This window comes from Streptomyces phaeolivaceus, from assembly GCF_009184865.1.
GTDB lineage: Bacteria > Actinomycetota > Actinomycetes > Streptomycetales > Streptomycetaceae > Streptomyces > Streptomyces phaeolivaceus.
This window is the reverse complement of the sequence record NZ_CP045096.1, coordinates 4,112,277-4,127,213: the sequence shown is the minus strand read 5'-3', so window position 1 is coordinate 4,127,213 and position 14,937 is coordinate 4,112,277. Positions and strand designations below refer to the sequence as shown.

At 69.6% G+C, this 14,937-nt stretch carries 19 protein-coding genes; 12 read left to right on the top strand and 7 right to left on the bottom strand.

The window, feature by feature from the left end:
* Window positions 1–38: 38 nt before the first annotated feature.
* From F9278_RS19265 to F9278_RS19255, 3 genes are read right to left on the bottom strand one after another with little or no spacing between them, the layout of a single operon-like run.
* Window positions 39–239 carry a DUF397 domain-containing protein gene (locus F9278_RS19265; protein WP_152169470.1) on the bottom strand — a complete coding sequence of 67 codons (201 nt, stop codon included), beginning with the start codon at window positions 237–239 and terminating at the stop codon, window positions 39–41.
* A gap of 40 nt (window positions 240–279) precedes the next feature.
* Window positions 280–486 carry a DUF397 domain-containing protein gene (locus F9278_RS19260; protein WP_152169469.1) on the bottom strand — a complete coding sequence of 69 codons (207 nt, stop codon included), beginning with the start codon at window positions 484–486 and terminating at the stop codon, window positions 280–282.
* 8 nt (window positions 487–494) lie between these two features.
* Window positions 495–1,346: a helix-turn-helix domain-containing protein gene (locus F9278_RS19255; protein ID WP_152169468.1), complete on the bottom strand. Its 852-nt coding sequence runs from the start codon at window positions 1,344–1,346 to the stop codon at window positions 495–497.
* A gap of 166 nt (window positions 1,347–1,512) precedes the next feature.
* Between F9278_RS19255 and F9278_RS19250 the strand changes: the two genes are divergently transcribed.
* Genes F9278_RS19250 through F9278_RS19240 form a run of 3 tightly spaced genes read left to right on the top strand, consistent with a single transcriptional unit; the run spans window position 1,513 to window position 3,192 of the window.
* Entirely contained in the window at window positions 1,513–1,974 is a 462-nt protein-coding gene (locus F9278_RS19250) for an ATP-binding protein (protein WP_404818920.1), read from the top strand.
* A gap of 32 nt (window positions 1,975–2,006) precedes the next feature.
* Window positions 2,007–2,909: a hypothetical protein gene (locus F9278_RS19245; RefSeq protein WP_152169466.1), complete on the top strand. Its 903-nt coding sequence runs from the start codon at window positions 2,007–2,009 to the stop codon at window positions 2,907–2,909.
* Window positions 2,893–3,192: a hypothetical protein gene (locus tag F9278_RS19240; RefSeq protein ID WP_152169465.1), complete on the top strand. Its 300-nt coding sequence runs from the start codon at window positions 2,893–2,895 to the stop codon at window positions 3,190–3,192. Before F9278_RS19245 ends, F9278_RS19240 begins: the two co-directional genes overlap by 17 nt.
* Window positions 3,193–3,281: 89 nt before the next feature.
* On the opposite strand, the gene F9278_RS19235 is transcribed toward F9278_RS19240, so the two are convergent.
* Both F9278_RS19235 and F9278_RS19230 read right to left on the bottom strand, forming a co-directional pair.
* Complete coding sequence (locus F9278_RS19235) at window positions 3,282–3,620, bottom strand: hypothetical protein (protein ID WP_152169464.1); 339 nt, start codon at window positions 3,618–3,620, stop codon at window positions 3,282–3,284.
* Window positions 3,621–3,635: 15 nt separating this feature from the next.
* On the bottom strand, window positions 3,636–5,333 hold the full coding sequence (locus F9278_RS19230) for a sodium:solute symporter family protein (RefSeq protein ID WP_152169463.1): 1,698 nt from the start codon (window positions 5,331–5,333) through the stop codon (window positions 3,636–3,638).
* Between the two features lie 135 nt (window positions 5,334–5,468).
* On the opposite strand from F9278_RS19230, the gene galT reads away from it, so the two are divergent.
* From galT to F9278_RS19205, 5 genes are all read left to right on the top strand, one after another.
* On the top strand, window positions 5,469–6,530 hold the full coding sequence (gene galT / locus F9278_RS19225; protein ID WP_152169462.1) for a galactose-1-phosphate uridylyltransferase: 1,062 nt from the start codon (window positions 5,469–5,471) through the stop codon (window positions 6,528–6,530).
* Window positions 6,527–7,525: a UDP-glucose 4-epimerase GalE gene (galE, locus tag F9278_RS19220; RefSeq protein WP_152169461.1), complete on the top strand. Its 999-nt coding sequence runs from the start codon at window positions 6,527–6,529 to the stop codon at window positions 7,523–7,525. The genes galT and galE overlap by 4 nt, the downstream gene beginning before the upstream one ends.
* Window positions 7,526–7,587: 62 nt before the next feature.
* Window positions 7,588–8,748 carry a galactokinase gene (galK, locus tag F9278_RS19215; RefSeq protein ID WP_152169460.1) on the top strand — a complete coding sequence of 387 codons (1,161 nt, stop codon included), beginning with the start codon at window positions 7,588–7,590 and terminating at the stop codon, window positions 8,746–8,748.
* 66 nt (window positions 8,749–8,814) lie between these two features.
* Entirely contained in the window at window positions 8,815–9,069 is a 255-nt protein-coding gene (locus F9278_RS19210) for a type II toxin-antitoxin system Phd/YefM family antitoxin (RefSeq protein WP_152169459.1), read from the top strand.
* Window positions 9,066–9,317, top strand: a complete 252-nt coding sequence (locus F9278_RS19205; RefSeq protein ID WP_152169458.1) for a type II toxin-antitoxin system RelE family toxin — start codon at window positions 9,066–9,068, stop codon at window positions 9,315–9,317. Before F9278_RS19210 ends, F9278_RS19205 begins: the two co-directional genes overlap by 4 nt.
* Window positions 9,318–9,352: 35 nt before the next feature.
* Here the strand turns inward: F9278_RS19205 and F9278_RS19200 are convergent, their stop codons facing one another.
* Window positions 9,353–9,796, bottom strand: a complete 444-nt coding sequence (locus tag F9278_RS19200; protein ID WP_193241547.1) for a GNAT family N-acetyltransferase — start codon at window positions 9,794–9,796, stop codon at window positions 9,353–9,355.
* 261 nt (window positions 9,797–10,057) lie between these two features.
* Between F9278_RS19200 and F9278_RS19195 the strand changes: the two genes are divergently transcribed.
* On the top strand, window positions 10,058–10,834 hold the full coding sequence (locus F9278_RS19195; protein WP_152169457.1) for a LuxR C-terminal-related transcriptional regulator: 777 nt from the start codon (window positions 10,058–10,060) through the stop codon (window positions 10,832–10,834).
* Here the strand turns inward: F9278_RS19195 and F9278_RS19190 are convergent.
* The gene (locus F9278_RS19190) at window positions 10,793–11,290 is read right to left on the bottom strand and encodes a MarR family winged helix-turn-helix transcriptional regulator (RefSeq protein WP_037705601.1); all 498 of its coding nucleotides are present in this window, start codon (window positions 11,288–11,290) and stop codon (window positions 10,793–10,795) included. The genes F9278_RS19195 and F9278_RS19190 overlap by 42 nt on opposite strands.
* A 182-nt stretch (window positions 11,291–11,472) precedes the next feature.
* Between F9278_RS19190 and F9278_RS19185 the strand changes: the two genes are divergently transcribed.
* The 3 genes from F9278_RS19185 to F9278_RS19175 all read left to right on the top strand — a co-directional run bounded on the left by F9278_RS19185 (window position 11,473) and on the right by F9278_RS19175 (window position 14,887).
* A complete protein-coding gene (locus F9278_RS19185) occupies window positions 11,473–12,291 on the top strand; it encodes a trans-aconitate 2-methyltransferase (protein ID WP_152169456.1) in 819 nt (272 codons plus the stop codon).
* A gap of 178 nt (window positions 12,292–12,469) precedes the next feature.
* Window positions 12,470–13,834 carry an MFS transporter gene (locus tag F9278_RS19180; protein WP_152169455.1) on the top strand — a complete coding sequence of 455 codons (1,365 nt, stop codon included), beginning with the start codon at window positions 12,470–12,472 and terminating at the stop codon, window positions 13,832–13,834.
* A 174-nt stretch (window positions 13,835–14,008) separates the two neighbouring features.
* Entirely contained in the window at window positions 14,009–14,887 is an 879-nt protein-coding gene (locus F9278_RS19175) for a PaaX family transcriptional regulator (protein ID WP_152169454.1), read from the top strand.
* Window positions 14,888–14,937 lie beyond the last annotated feature (50 nt).

Below are 14,937 nucleotides of genomic sequence, written 5' to 3'. Positions count from 1 at the left end.
CCATCCAGCGAACCCCCGTGTGTCGCCGGGGGATTACCTCAGCTTGTCGTACGAAACCCGCGGGTCTTTATGTGGTGGAGGAGAGCGGCGAGGGGGGTGGGGGCGGTGCGGAGGCGGGTGGTCGGGGTGTCGGATTCGCGGAGATGGATCTCGTCCGGGGCCGCGACGAGTTCAAGGCAGGTGTTGCCTTCGCCGCCGCCTGAGAACGATGACTTCTGCCAGGGGCCTGGGACGGTCATGGTTGCCTTGTGCTCCCGTCGTCCGAAGCCGGGGTGGTGATCACGGGCGGCGCTGGGTCAATCTGCCGGTGGCTATCGCGCGCAGGAGATGCGTCATGGGCCCGGTGGTCGTCGTGAGGACGGCAGTCGGGGTGTCGGATTCACGCAGGCTGATCAAGTGGGCAGATGCGACGGTCAGTTCGACGCACGTGTCCCCCTCCCCGCCGTCGGAGAACGTCGACTTCTGCCAGCGCGGGGTGTGGTCCATGGGTCGCCTCACAGCTCCTTCGCCAAGCGGTGGATGAAGTCCCGCGACGCCACCGGTTCCAGCGCCGCCGACTCCACTCTACGAAGGAGTGTTCGGAGCCGGTGCAGCTGCGGTTCCGCATCGATGAACACGACGCCGGTGGGGGCGTCCCTGAAGACGGTGTCCAGCTTCGGCACCGGACCACCCGCGTACACCATTGAGGCTCCGGCACCGGCGAAGCCGTCCTGGTCGACGGGGATGACGCGCACACTGACGTGGCCTTGTTCGATCCGGTCCAGAATCCACCGGAGCTGAGAGGCGGAGGTCTGACGGTCGGCCACTCGGACGCGCAAGGCGAACTCGTGCACGGTCGTCTCGTACGGGGTGGGGGCCTGGCCCTCGATGACCGAACGCCTCTTCAGTCGATACTCGACGCGGGGTGCAAGCTCGCTCTCGGACAGCTCCGGGCGCATGTAGCCGAAGACCGCTCGGGCGTAGTCCGGGGTCTGGAGGAGTCCGGGGACGCGGTTGATGACGACCTCGCGCAGGTACGTCGCATGGTGCTCCGCCTCCGCCACGTCCAGGTTCACCTGGGGCAGGACGTCCCGGTACTTGTTCCACCAGCCGCGTGTGCGATCACCCGCCATCGCCGCGAGCGCGTCGATCAACTCTTCGTCCTCGCAGGCGTAGTGGGCTGCGAGGCGGCGGATGCGCTCCGCGCTGACGGCCGCGATGCCCGACTCGACCTGACTCATCTGGGTCGAGGTGGAGTTCAGGAACGCTGCGACCTCGCGAGCCTTCAGGCCGGCGGCCTCCCGCAGCTTGCGTAGTTCCACTCCCAGGCGTACTTGCCTCGCGGAGGGGTTACTCCTCGCCGCCATGTACTCCCCAACGTCCTTGTCTCCGTGCCACGTTCGGGTGCCAGATTACGACAGTGGGTTGCATGGGCCTAAATTCATGCCTTACTTTCAGTGACGCGCCGCACACTCTGCGAGACGTCGGGACCCCGGAAGCGCACCTCTCCGCCATGCCACGACGGCTGAGGCAATGCCACCGCCCGCCCCCACCGACTCCCCACCCCCCGAACGGAGTTCACACGTGTCCGAAGCGGCAGTCGAACCCTGGGAGTACGTCCTCCACATCCCCCACGACCCCCGAGCCGTCACCGTCTCCCGCCGCACGCTCCGCCTCATCCTCACCGCGCACGGCCTGACCGCCCTCCTCGACCCCGCCGAGCTCCTCGCCACGGAGCTGATCGCCAACGCCGTACTCCACACCAAGGGCCCCGCCGCCCTGCGTGTCCGCTGGTCGGCCCACACCCTGTGGATCGGGGCCTGGGACGCCGACCCAGAACCCCCGGCACCCCCACACCACTTGACGAGGCCCGACACCGAGACCGGCCGCGGCCTCGCCCTCGTCCGCGCCTGCACGGACGTCTGGGGCTGGCAGCCGTCCGCGAGGTTCGGGCACCGGGGCAAATACGTGTGGTGCGAACTGATGGCCGCTTAGCTCGTTGAACACGCCGACAGAAAGGAGATCCGATGGTCAGCTCGCCGCATGAGGCGTTGCATCGCATCTTCCAGAAAGATCCCACGCTGCTCACTCACGCCCTGCAACAGGTGCTGGATGTGCCGTTCCCTGAGCCGCGCGAGATCGCCGCCATGAACATCGACCTCACGGAGATCGAACCGGTCGAGCGGCGCGTGGACACGCTGCTACGGGCGGAGACCGACGAGGGGACGTACCTCCTGGTCGTCGAGTCGCAGGGGAAGAAGGACGAGGGAAAGCGCCGTAGCTGGCCCTACTACCTCAGTTATCTCTACACGAAGTACCACTGCGACCCGGTGCTCATCGTGATCACCCAGAGCGCAGCAACGGCGCGCTGGGCGGCGGAGCCCATCCACCTCGGGGTGCGGGGGCGCCCATCGCTCACGGTACGGCCACTGGTGCTGGGCCCGGACAACGTGCCGGTCATCGCGGACGAACGGTCGGCCAAGCGGGACGTACCCCTCGCGGTGCTCTCGGCGATGACACATGGCAAGGGTCGCAAGGCTGCCGCCATACTGGAATCGCTCGTGGCCGCCCTGCGGACCATCGACGCGGAGAGTGCCGCGGTCTTCGTGCAGTTCGTCGACTCGTGCCTGAAGGACCCCGTGGCACAGCAGATCTGGAGGGACCTCATGACGGATACGCAGTACTTCTGGCGACACCCGCTCGCCGAGCAGACGCGCGAGGAGGGCAGGGAGAAGGGCCGGGAGGAAGGCCGGATCGAGGCTCAGGTCGAGATGATCTTCAAGACTCTTGAGTGGCGCGGCATCCCGCTGCCGGAAACGGTCCGTGAGCGGGTCGCGGCGTGCGCGGACCGAGCGCAGCTCCTGGCCTGGACGGAGCGGGCGTTCCACGCGACCCATGCGGAGGACCTGTTCCGTGACCCAGGAGTCTGAGGTCGAACGGGTTGCCGTATCCGACCAGAGCTTGCGCAAGGTTCCCTTCTCTGAGTGGAGCGAGGAGCAGAAGGAAGCCTGGGTCCACGAGACCGCTCGGCGGCAGCGCGACCTGATGGCGCGTCGACGCGCTGTGGTGCGCATGATGGAGGCGCGTGGAATTCCCGTGACGCTCATGGTTCGTGCGCGGCTCAAGGCGTGCTGCTCGGAGGAACTGCTTCTTACCTGGTTGACACGGGCGTCCACAGCGCATAACTCCGCCGACGTCTTTGTCCCCGAGTAGCGTGCAGGGCTTGAAGCTCATACGGGTTGCGGTCCACGTGTGATCCCCGACCCGTTTGAGTGAGAATGACCACTATGCGGAACCCCGCGCTATGCGGAGCCTCGCTCCCCCTCCTCCCCCGACCGCCCCCCATCCACCGGCGGCACCACCGGCCGCAGCCACAGCCACCCCAGGAAGAACACCCCCAGCCCCAGCATCCCCAACCCCGTCCACAGGTTGATGTTGACCCCCTCCGCCTTGTCGATCTCCGCGTCGGAGGCAGTGATTCCGGCCAGCGTGACGATGACGCCGTAGACGACGAAGAGGCCGCCGATGATCCGGCGGATGTCGAAGAGTTGGGCGGCGGTCGCGGACCTGCCCTGGAGTTCGGTGACCTCGCGCTGGACGTCACGGTCGGAGTAGCCGGAAGAACCGGAGTGGTCGGACATCGTGCTCCTCGGTGCCTAGAACGAGAACGGGATGTAGCAGGCGGCCGCCAGCACGATCGCGCCCCAGCCGAGCAGCGCCGGCCGCCGGTACCACGCGTCGTCGCCCTCCCCGGGCGGCTCGTCCATGCCGGGGGAGCGCGTGCCGTAGACCAGGCCCTGGAGATCCGCGTCCGGCTTCGGGGCCGTGAAGAGGGAGACGGCGACCATGACGACGCCGCCCGCCACGAACCCCGCGATCGCCGAGACGAAGTTCGCGCCCTGGTCGGACGGGATGTCGACGATGTCCTGCTTGTAGAGGACGAAGTAGTTGACCATCGCGGTCGTCGTGCCCGCCAGCAGCCCCCAGAAGCCGGACTTCATCGACGCGCGCCGCCAGAACATGCCGACGATGAAGACGACGAACATCGGCACGTTGAAGAAGGAGAAGAGTGTTTGGAGATAGCTCATGATGTTGGAGAAGGAGGAGGCGAGGAAGGCGGTCCCGATGGACGCCAGGACGCCGACCGCCGTGATGAGGCGGCCGAAGCGCACGTAGTACGCGTCCTCCTCGTGCCGCTTCACGTACTTCGCCCAGATGTCCGTCGTGAACACCGTGTTGAAGGACGACACGTTCGCCGCCATGCCGGCCATGAACGCCGCCAGCAGGCCGGTGACCGCGATGCCGAGGACACCGTTCGGGAGCAGGTCCTCCATCAGGTACGGGATCGCGTCGTTGTATTGCAGATCCGACTCCGCCGTACCGATCTTCGGGACCAGGACCGCCGCCACCAGCCCCGGAATCATCACCAGGAACACGATGAAGATCTTCGGGAACGCGGCGATCAGGGGAGTTCGCTGGGCCGCCGACAGGTTCTTCGCGCTCAGCGCGCGCTGCACCTCCGCGAAGTTCGTCGTCCAGTAACCGAAGGACAACACGAAGCCCAGTCCCAGGACGATCGTCAGCCAGTTCGCGCCCAGCGGGTTGTCGCTGCCGATGCCGGTGCCGCCCCAGGCGGTCACGAAGTCGGCGCCCCGGGTCTCGGTCAGGGAGTCCGACAGACCGTCCCAGCCGCCCACCTTCTTCAGGCCCAGCACGGTGATCGGGATGAGGGCCGCCAGGATCACGAAGAACTGGAGCACCTCGTTGTAGATCGCCGAGGAGAGACCGCCGAGCGTGATGTACGCCAGCACGAAGACACCGGCGACGACGATCGACACCCACTGCGGCCAGCCGAGCAGCGCCTCGACGACGATGGCGAGGGCGTACAGGTTCACCCCGGCGATCAGGATCGCGGCGCACGCGAACAGGATCGAGCTGAGCAGATGCGCGCCCTGGTCGAAGCGCAGCAGCAGGAACTCGGGCACGGACCGGACCTTGCTGCCGTAGTAGAACGGCATCATCACCAGGCCGAGGAAGACCATCGCCGGGATGGCGCCGATCCAGTACCAGTGCGTGGTGTAGACGCCGTACTGCGCGCTGTTCGCCGCCATCCCGAGGATCTCGGTGGCGCCCAGGTTGGCCGCGATGAACGCGAGGCCCGTCACCCAGGCCGGCAGCGAGCGCCCGGAGAGGAAGAAGTCGAGGCTCGTCCTCACCGACCGCCGGGCGGCGAATCCGATGCCGAGGACGACGACGAAGTAGAGGGCCAGGATCGTGTAGTCGAGCCAGTCGACGGGGAGTCGTAGCTCGGCCGCGAGATCGGCGAAGCCGACGGGACCCGCGAGGTTCTCCATGCGCAGCTCACTTCAGTTGGCATTGGCGATCTTTGTTTCTGGTGATCTTTGTTTGTTTGTGATGGTGACGTGCGTGGGAACTTGTGCTTTGATGTGTTTGGTTCTGTTTGATGGGTGGGATGGTGGGAGTCCGGCGTGAAGAAGACCTCGACCCGGCTGGCCGACGGTCGTGAGCTGATCTACTACGACCTGCGCGACGACACCGTGCGCGACGCGGTGGACAAGCGACCCCTGGAGCGCACGGTCACCACTTCGGAGGTACGCAGGGACCCGCTGCTCGGTGACTCGGTCGCGATCGCCTCGCATCGGCAGGGCCGCACCTACCACCCCCCGGCGAACGAATGTCCGCTCTGCCCCTCCGAGGGCGACCGGCTCAGCGAGATCCCCGACTCCTCGTACGACGCCGTCGTGTTCGAGAACCGCTTCCCGTCACTGGCCGGCGACTCCGGCCGCTGCGAGGTCGTCTGCTTCACCTCGGACCACAACGCGTCCTTCGCCGATCTGACCGAGGAGCAGGCCCGGCTCGTCCTGGAGGCGTGGACCGACCGCACGGGGGAGCTGTCGCACCTCCCCTCCGTCGAGCAGGTGTTCTGCTTCGAGAACCGCGGCGCCGAGATCGGGGTGACCCTGGGGCACCCGCACGGGCAGATCTACGCGTACCCCTTCACCACCCCCCGTACGGCGCTGATGCTGCGCTCCCTCGCGGCCCACAAGGACGCCACCGGCGGCGAGAACCTCTTCGACGCCGTCCTGGAGCGGGAGCTGGCGGACGAGCGGATCGTGCTCGAAACCGAACACTGGGCGGCCTTCGTGCCGTACGCGGCGCACTGGCCGTACGAGGTGCACCTGTACCCGAAGCGCCGGGTGCCCGACCTGCTCGCGCTCGACGAGGACGCCCGCTCAGAATTCCCCAAGGTTTATCTGGAACTCTTGAGGCGCTTCGACCGGATCTTCGGCGAGGGTGAGCCTCCGACGCCGTACATCGCCGCCTGGCACCAGGCGCCGTTCGGCACACTGGAGGAGTTCGAGGGCGTCCAGCGCGAGGACTTCGCGCTCCACCTTGAGCTCTTCACCATCCGCCGCACCTCCGGCAAGCTGAAGTTTCTCGCGGGTTCCGAATCCGGCATGAACGTGTTCATCAACGACGTGCCGCCGGAGCGCGCGGCCGAGCGACTGCGAGAGGTAGCGAGTTCATGAGCGGGCAGCAGGACGGGCAGCAGGACGGGAAGCGCCGCGGCAAGTACCTGGTCACCGGTGGCGCGGGGTACGTCGGCAGCGTGGTCGCCCAGCATCTGCTGGAGGCGGGCCACGAGGTCGTCGTCCTCGACAACCTCTCGACCGGCTTCCGCGAGGGCGTGCCCTCGGGCGCGTCCTTCATCGAGGGCGACATCCGCGACGCCGCCAAGTGGCTGGACGACTCCTTCGACGCCGTCCTCCACTTCGCCGCGTTCTCCCAGGTCGGCGAGTCCGTCGTGAAGCCCGAGAAGTACTGGGACAACAACGTCGGCGGCACCATGGCGCTCCTCGCCGCGATGCGCGAGGCGGGCGTCCGCAAGCTGGTCTTCTCCTCCACGGCCGCCACGTACGGCGAGCCCGAGACGACCCCGATCGTCGAGTCCGCGCCGACGAAGCCGACGAACCCGTACGGCGCGTCGAAGCTCGCCGTCGACCACATGATCACGGGTGAGGCCGCCGCGCACGGCCTGGGCGCCGTCTCGCTGCGCTACTTCAACGTGGCCGGCGCGTACGGCACCTGCGGTGAGCGCCACGACCCCGAGTCGCACCTCATCCCGCTGGTCCTCCAGGTCGCGCAGGGCGGCCGGGACGCGATCTCCGTCTTCGGCGACGACTACCCGACCCCGGACGGCACCTGCGTCCGGGACTACATCCACGTCGCCGACCTCGCCGACGCCCACCTCCTGGCGCTGGACGCGGCGGTCGCGGGCGAGCACCTCATCTGCAACCTCGGCAACGGCAACGGCTTCTCGGTGCGCGAGGTGATCGAGACCGTCCGGCAGGTCACCGGCCACCCGATCCCCGAGGTCGTCGCCCCGCGCCGGGCCGGCGACCCGGCCACCCTGGTCGCCTCCGCCGCCACGGCCCGCGAACGCCTCGGCTGGAACCCGTCCCGCGCGGACCTCGCGGAGATCGTCGCCGACGCGTGGGAGTTCGCGCAGGCGCGCGCCAAGTAGCAAGCAGTGTTCCCGGTTCCGGCCGGTTCATCAGGAAAGTACGGAAAGGTCAGGATCACGGCATGAGCGAGGCTGTCGTCGTCGCCGAGCGGTTCGAAGCGCTGTACGGGGCGGAGCCGGAGGGAGTGTGGGCCGCGCCGGGCCGGGTGAACCTCATCGGCGAGCACACCGACTACAACGACGGCTTCGTCATGCCCTTCGCCCTCCCGCACACCACGGTCGCGGCGGTGTCCCGGCGCACGGACGGCGTGCTGCGGCTGCACTCCGACGACGTCGAGGGCGGTGTCGTCGAGCTGACCCTGGACGGGCTCGTCCCCGGCGCCGACCGGTCCTGGACGGCGTACCCGTCCGGCGTGGTCTGGGCCCTGCGCGAGGCCGGCCACACGGCCGTGACCGGCGCCGACATCCACCTGACGTCGACGGTCCCGACCGGCGCGGGCCTGTCCTCCTCGGCGGCCCTGGAAGTGGTCGTGGCCCTGGCCCTCAACGACCTCTTCGGCCTCGGCCTCAAGGGCTGGCGGCTGGCCCGGCTGTGCCAGCGCGCGGAGAACGTCTACGTCGGCGCCCCGACCGGGATCATGGACCAGACGGCCTCCGCGTGCTGCGAGAGCGGCCACGCCCTGTTCCTCGACACCCGCGACCTCTCACAGCGGCAGATCCCCTTCGACCTGGCGGCCGAGGGCATGCAGCTCCTCGTCGTCGACACCCAGGTCAAGCACTCCCACAGCGAGGGCGAGTACGGCAAGCGCCGCGCCGGCTGCGAGAAGGGCGCCGCCCTGCTCGGCGTCGACGCGCTGCGGGACGTCGCGTACGACGAACTGGACGCGGCGCTCGACCGCATCGGCGACGACGAGGAGGTCCGCCGTCTGGTCCGCCACGTGGTGACGGAGGACCAGCGCGTCGAGCGCGTGGTCTCCCTCCTCCGGTCCGGCGAGACCCGCGCGATCGGCCCCGTCCTCGTCGAGGGCCACGCCTCGCTCCGCGACGACTTCCGTATCTCCTGCCCCGAACTGGACCTCGTCGTCGACACCGCCCTCGCCTCCGGCGCCCTCGGCGCCCGCATGACCGGCGGCGGCTTCGGCGGCTCCGCGATCGTCCTCGTCGACGCCACCGACGCGGACGCGGTCACCAAGGCGATCGAGGAGGCCTTCGCGGCAGCCGACTTCACGGCCCCGCGCGTCTTCGTGGCGGTGCCTTCGGCGGGGGCGCGGCGGGTCGTCTGAGCTGAACGACCGCATTGAAGGGTGCATGATGATGTCACAAGGTGCACCTTGTGACATCATCGGCGCATGACCGAGATTGCGATCAGCGCGGCCCGTTCCCAGCTCGGCGACCTCGTCCGCCGTGCCGCTCACGGCCGCGAGACCATCGCCCTCACCGACCACGGGCACGTGGCCGCGCTGCTTGTCTCACCGCAGGTGATAGAGGATCTGGAAGACGCCCTGGCGGTCGCGGACTACCAGCGGCGCAAGGCCGAGGGCACGCTGGAACCTGGCATCCCCATGGCGGAGGTACGCAGGCGGCTGGGGCTCGAACAGCAGTGACCTACGAGATCACCTTCGAGCCACACGCCCTCAACTCCGCAGCCCGATTCCTGGAGGAGGACCCGAGCGGCCTCGCTCTGCTCCTGGACACCATCGACAAGCTGGCCGATGATCCGCGGCCGGCAGGGTCGGTTCCGTACGGGACACCCGACCTTCGCCGTCTGCGTGTCGGCGACTACCGGGTCCTGTACGTCATCGACGACGACATCATCCGCATCCTCGTGACCCACCTGGGGCGCACCCCGTAGCGAGCGGCCTCGGCCGGGGCTTCGTCGCCCTCGGCTCACCCGATCCTCTTCGTCAGCGTGTACTCCGTGATCCCGGGTGGATAGTCCGGGATCACGCACACCACCTCGTAGCCGAGGCGGCGGTAGAAATCCGGGGCCTGGAAGTCCCAGGTCTCCAGGCGGGCCGAGCGGCAGGCGCGGTCGTGGGTGGCCAGGTGTTCGGCCGTCGACAGCAGATGGGAGCCGAGGCCCGCTCCCCGGTGGCGTTCGTCGACCCAGAGAGAGGCGATGTGCAGCCAGCCGGCCCAGGTGTGGCCCACCAGTCCGCCGGCCAGGTCGCCCCCCTCGTCCAGGGCCCACACATGGAGCGGGACCTCGCGTTCGCCGGGAGTTCCCCGTAGCTCGCGAAGAATCGGTGAGGCGGCGGTGTTGCTGGCCCGCAATCGGGAATGAAGCAACTGCCTTCGTTCTTTGTCGACTTCTGTCTCGATACGAAACATGCGGCACACGATAAACGTGCCGGACAACCAGTTCTGCAAATTAGCTTCCGCTCCTGCCCCCCGGCCTTACCCTGATGAACAGCACCGGTGGGGGCCGGTGCTGATCAGGGGGCGAGACAGTCGGGTACGACACCCGGAGTGGGGGTAGCGGTTCAGCACGGCGGCGGCCGTGCGGCTGCGACGCCCCGTCCCAGGTGTAAACCGGGGCACGCTCCGGGCGTCGTACTCGCGCCGGTCGTCCCCCGACCAGTGGGGGTTTCAGTGGTTCGCATCCGAGTCCTGGTCGTCGACGACCACCGCATCTTCGCCGAGTCGCTGGCCGCGGCGCTGGCCGCCGAGCCGGACGTCGACGTGTCCGCGGCCGGCAGCGGCCCGGCCGCGCTGCGCTGCCTGGACCGCGCGGCGGCGGAGGGCCGCAAGTTCGACGTGCTCCTGGTCGACGCCGACCTGGGGGGCCACGCCCATGTCCCCGGCGCGCGTCCGGCCGCCGTACCCGTCTCCGCCAGCGGTGAGGACGGGCTCGTGGACGGCATATCGCTGGTCGCGGGCGTGCGTTCGGGACAGCCGAGCGTACGGACCGTCGTGCTCGCCGAGAAGGACGATCCGCGCCGGGCCGCGCTGGCCCTCCAGGCGGGCGCGTCCGGGTGGGTCGCCAAGGACTGTTCGCTGTCCCGGCTGCTCACCGTCATCCGGGGCGTGCTGCGCGACGAGACGCATCTGCCGCCCGCGCTTCTCACGGGCGTCCTGCGGGAGTTGACCGCCGCGCGCAAGCACCGCACGGAGAGTGAGCGACTCGTCGAGTCCCTCACCCCGCGTGAGCGGGAAGTGCTTCGATGCATGGTGGCGGGGCTGGGGCGCAAGGCCGTCGCCGAGCGCCTGTTCCTCTCCCCGCACACCGTCCGCACGCACATGCAGAACGTCCTCGGAAAGCTGGGTGTGCACAGCACCCTCGCCGCGGTCGCCCTCGCGCGCCGGGCCGGTGTCGGACCCGTGGACCTAGCCGGGGATGTTGTCGAACGGGGCGGTCAACTGGCGTAGCAGGCCCGCCAGATCGCCCCGCTGGGCGCGGGACAGCTCGGCCAGGATCGCGCGTTCCTGGTCGAGGAGCCCGGCGAGCGCCTGGTCCGCCCGGTCCCGGCCCTCGTCCGTCAGCCGGACGAGCACACCCCGGCGGTCACTGGGATCGGGCAGCCGCTCGACCAGGCCCTTCTTCGTCAGCCGGTCGATCCGGTTCGTCATCGTGCCCGAGGTCACCAGCGTCTGCGTCAGCAGTTGACCGGGCGAGAGCTGATACGGGTTCCCCGCGCGCCGCAGGGCGGTCAGCACGTCGAACTCCCATGGCTCCAACTGGTGCTCGGCGAACGCCAGCCGGCGCGCGCGATCCAGGTGCCGGGCGAGCCTGCTCACCCGGCTGAGTACTTCCAGCGGCTCCACGTCGAGGTCGGGGCGCTCCCGGCGCCACGCTGCGACCAGCCGATCGACCTCGTCCTCCATGGCGATCAGTGTAGTGGTTGTGTCGATGTGAAGTCTCTTGAGATCGAGATGATTAGGTCAGAGTATCTTGACTTCGAGATACTTGCGATCGAGGGTGGGGATGTCGGACCGGCGCCGACGAGAGCGCCGACGAGAGCGCCGACGAGAGCGATGACTAGATCGACGACGAGGAGGCCGTCCCCATGTCCGCCACCAGCCCCACCTGGGACCCCCGGCAGTACCTGCGGCACGCGGGCCACCGCGCCCGCGCCTTCGTCGACCTGCTCGCCCATGTCCCCGACCCGCCCGCCGCGCGGCCCCGCGTCGCCGACCTCGGCTGTGGCCCCGGCAATGTCACCCGCCTCCTCGCCGACCGCTGGCCCACCGCGCACATCACCGGGTGGGACAACTCGCCCGAGATGCTCGACCGGGCCCACGTCGACCACGAGGGGCCCACCCCGGGCGGCGGCCGGATCGACTTCGCCGCGGCGGACGTCCGCACCTGGGCGCCCTCCGAGCCGTACGACCTGATCGTCAGCAACGCCACCCTCCAGTGGGTGCCCGGCCACCTCGACCGCTTCCCCGTCTGGATCGACGCGCTCGCCCCCGGCGGCACCTTCGCCTTCCAGGTCCCCGGGAACTTCGGCTCACCCAGCCACCGCCTCATGCGCGAACTGGCCCAGTCCGCCCGCTGGCGGGACCGCCTCGGCGACACCCTCCGCCACGACGACGCGGTCCACGACCCCGCCGACTACCACCGCGCGCTCGCCGACCTCGGCTGCGAGGCCGACGCCTGGGAGACGACGTACGTCCATCTCCTCCAGGGCGAGGACCCGGTGCTCGACTGGGTCAAGGGGACGGGCCTGCGGCCGATCCTCACCGAACTGGGCCCGGACGCCGCTCCGTTCGTCACCGCGTACCGCACCGCCCTGCGCGAGGCCTATCCCCCCACCCCCCACGGCACCCCGTTCCCGTTCCGCCGCGTCTTCGCCACCGCCCGCAAGCCGGCCACACCGCGATGATCACGGTCGCCGTGTCGGCGGTTCTGCCCCGAGGGGCCCGGTGGGGAACCGATGGAGTTCCTGGAGTGGGGCCGAGTCGCCGGCATCGATGTTGTGCAGAATATTGACGGCAGGCAGATGCGCGCCTACCTTCGCGGGTGTTCCTCCCTCGTTCCCCCTTAGCTCCAGGGAGACCCGCATGGCCCCGTCCCCACTTCCCCCCTCCGCCGGGCAGGCCGAAGAGGCGCTGCGTACGAAGCAGTTGCGTCGTGTCGCGTTCTCCGGGCTGCTCGGTACGGCCGTCGAGTTCTACGACTTCCTCGTCTACGGAACGGTCGCCGCCCTCGTCTTCGGCGAACTCTTCTTCCCCGGCGCCGACCCGGCGGTCGGCACCATCGCCGCGTTCGGCACCTTCGCCGCCGGCTACGTCGCCCGTCCCCTCGGCGGGGTCCTCTTCGGCCACTTCGGCGACCGCCTCGGCCGCAAGTCCATGCTCCTGCTCACCATGGGCCTGATGGGCGGCGCGAGCTTCCTCATCGGGCTGCTCCCCACCTACGACACCATCGGCGTCTGGGCGCCCGTCCTCCTCATCACCCTGCGCGTACTGCAGGGCATCGCCATCGGCGGTGAATGGGGCGGCGCCACCCTGATGGTCGTCGAACACGCCGGCGAGAAGCGGCGCGGACTGTGGTCCAGCTTCACGCAGATGGGAGCACCGCTCGGCTCCCTGCTCTCCTCCCTCGTCGTCACCCTCGTCGTCGCCATGCCCAGGGACCAGTTCGCGGCCTGGGGCTGGCGCGTGCCGTTCCTGCTCAGCGTCGTACTGCTGGGAGTCGGGCTGTTCGTCCGGCTGAAGGTCGTCGAGAGCCCGCTCTTCGCCGAGGTCAAGAAGGACCGCGCGGAGTCACGGCTGCCCATCCTCGACGTGCTGCGCCGCCCGCGCCCCCTGCTGCTGGCCTGCGGCGTCGGCATCGGCGCCTTCACCGCCCAGTCCCTGCTGACCAGTTACCTCATCGCCTACGCCACCGGCATCGGATACGCCCGCCCGCAGGTGCTCACCGCGCTCACCGTCTCCGCGGCCGTCGCGCTCGTCGTCCTGCCGTGCGCCTCGGCGCTCTCCGACCGCGTCGGCCGCCGCCCTGTCGTCCTCACCGGGGCCATCGCCTCCGCCGCGCTCGCCTTCCCCGTCCTCGCGCTGGTCGACTCCAGGTCGCCGGGGCTGCTGATCCTCGCGGTCGTCCTGGGGCACGGCTTCGCCCAGTCGATGATGTACGGGCCGCTGGGCGCGCTGCTCACCGAGATGTTCGGGACGAAGGTCCGCTACACCGGGGCCTCCCTCGGCTACCAGGGCGCCACACTCATCGGTGCCGGGTTCTCGCCGATGATCGCGGGCAGCCTGGTGGCGGCCGACGGCGGGTCCAGTACGCCGGTCTCGCTGCTGATCTGCGGGGGCGCGGCGATCACCGCCGTGACCGTGTGGTTCGTCCGGGAGACGCATCGGGAGTCGCTGGGCGGCGTGTCCCTCCGGGAGGGGGCCGCGAAGGAGGAGGTGACCACCTCGTAGCCCGGTCGGCCCGGCTCCGCCCCCGGTGGCCCCGGCTCCGCCCGGGGCGGGGTGCGGCGGGGGCCGCGCGGGGCGTCGTCGTTCGGCCGCGGGCCGGTGGGGCTTCTCGCGTGGTTCCCCGCGCCCCTGCCGGGGCGCGGCCCCGCCCCGGCAGGGGCCCGTACCCTTACCGCTGTGGAGGAGCAGATCCTGGACCCCGCCGATGTCGTCGATGCCGCCGACGCGCCGCAGCCGCGACCGCAGTCGTTGGTGATGTCCTTCTTCGGGAACCATGTGCTGGACCGCGCCGAGGGCGGCCTCGGGGTGTACTCGGGGAGCATCATCGATGTGCTCGGACGGGTCGGCACGGGGGAACAGGCCGTGCGGTCGACGCTGACCCGGATGGTGAACCGGGGCCTGCTGCGGCGCCAGCGCGAGGGCCGGCGGATGTTCTTCGGGCTCACCCCGCACGCGGAGGACATTTTGCGCGACGGCGGACAGCGCATCTGGCGCGACGGCGCGGTGAACGAGGACTGGGACGGCACCTGGACCCTCCTCGGCTTCTCCTTCCCCGAGTCCTGGCAGCGCCAGCGGCACGATCTGCGCTCCCGCCTCACCTGGTCCGGATTCGGCGCCCTCTACAGCGGACTGTGGATCGCGCCGGGACGGGTCGACATACGGGAGATCGTCTCCGAGCTGGGGCTCGACGCCCATGTGAAGGTGTTCCACGCGCGGGCCGACGAGTTCACCGACGTCGGGCTGATGATCCGCGAGAGCTGGGACCTGGAGACCCTCGCCGCGCGCTATGTCGCCTTCGACAAGCGCTGGACCACCGCCGACCTCGCCGCCGCCGACCCGATCGCCACCCGGCTGCGGCTCGTCGCCGAATGGCTGCGCATCATCCGTACCGACCCCCGACTGCCCCTGCGGCATCTGCCCGCCGACTGGCCCGCGCGGCAGGCCCAGGACACGTTCCGGCGCATCGCCGAACAGACGGCGGGCCCGGCCGGACGGATGGCAGCGGAGGTTCTGGAAACGACCCCGCTGCGGCCCGCCGCACCCGAAGGACCGTAGTCGAAACGGAGTTTTATATTCCGTAGACAGCACTCCTGTTGCGGGAGTGG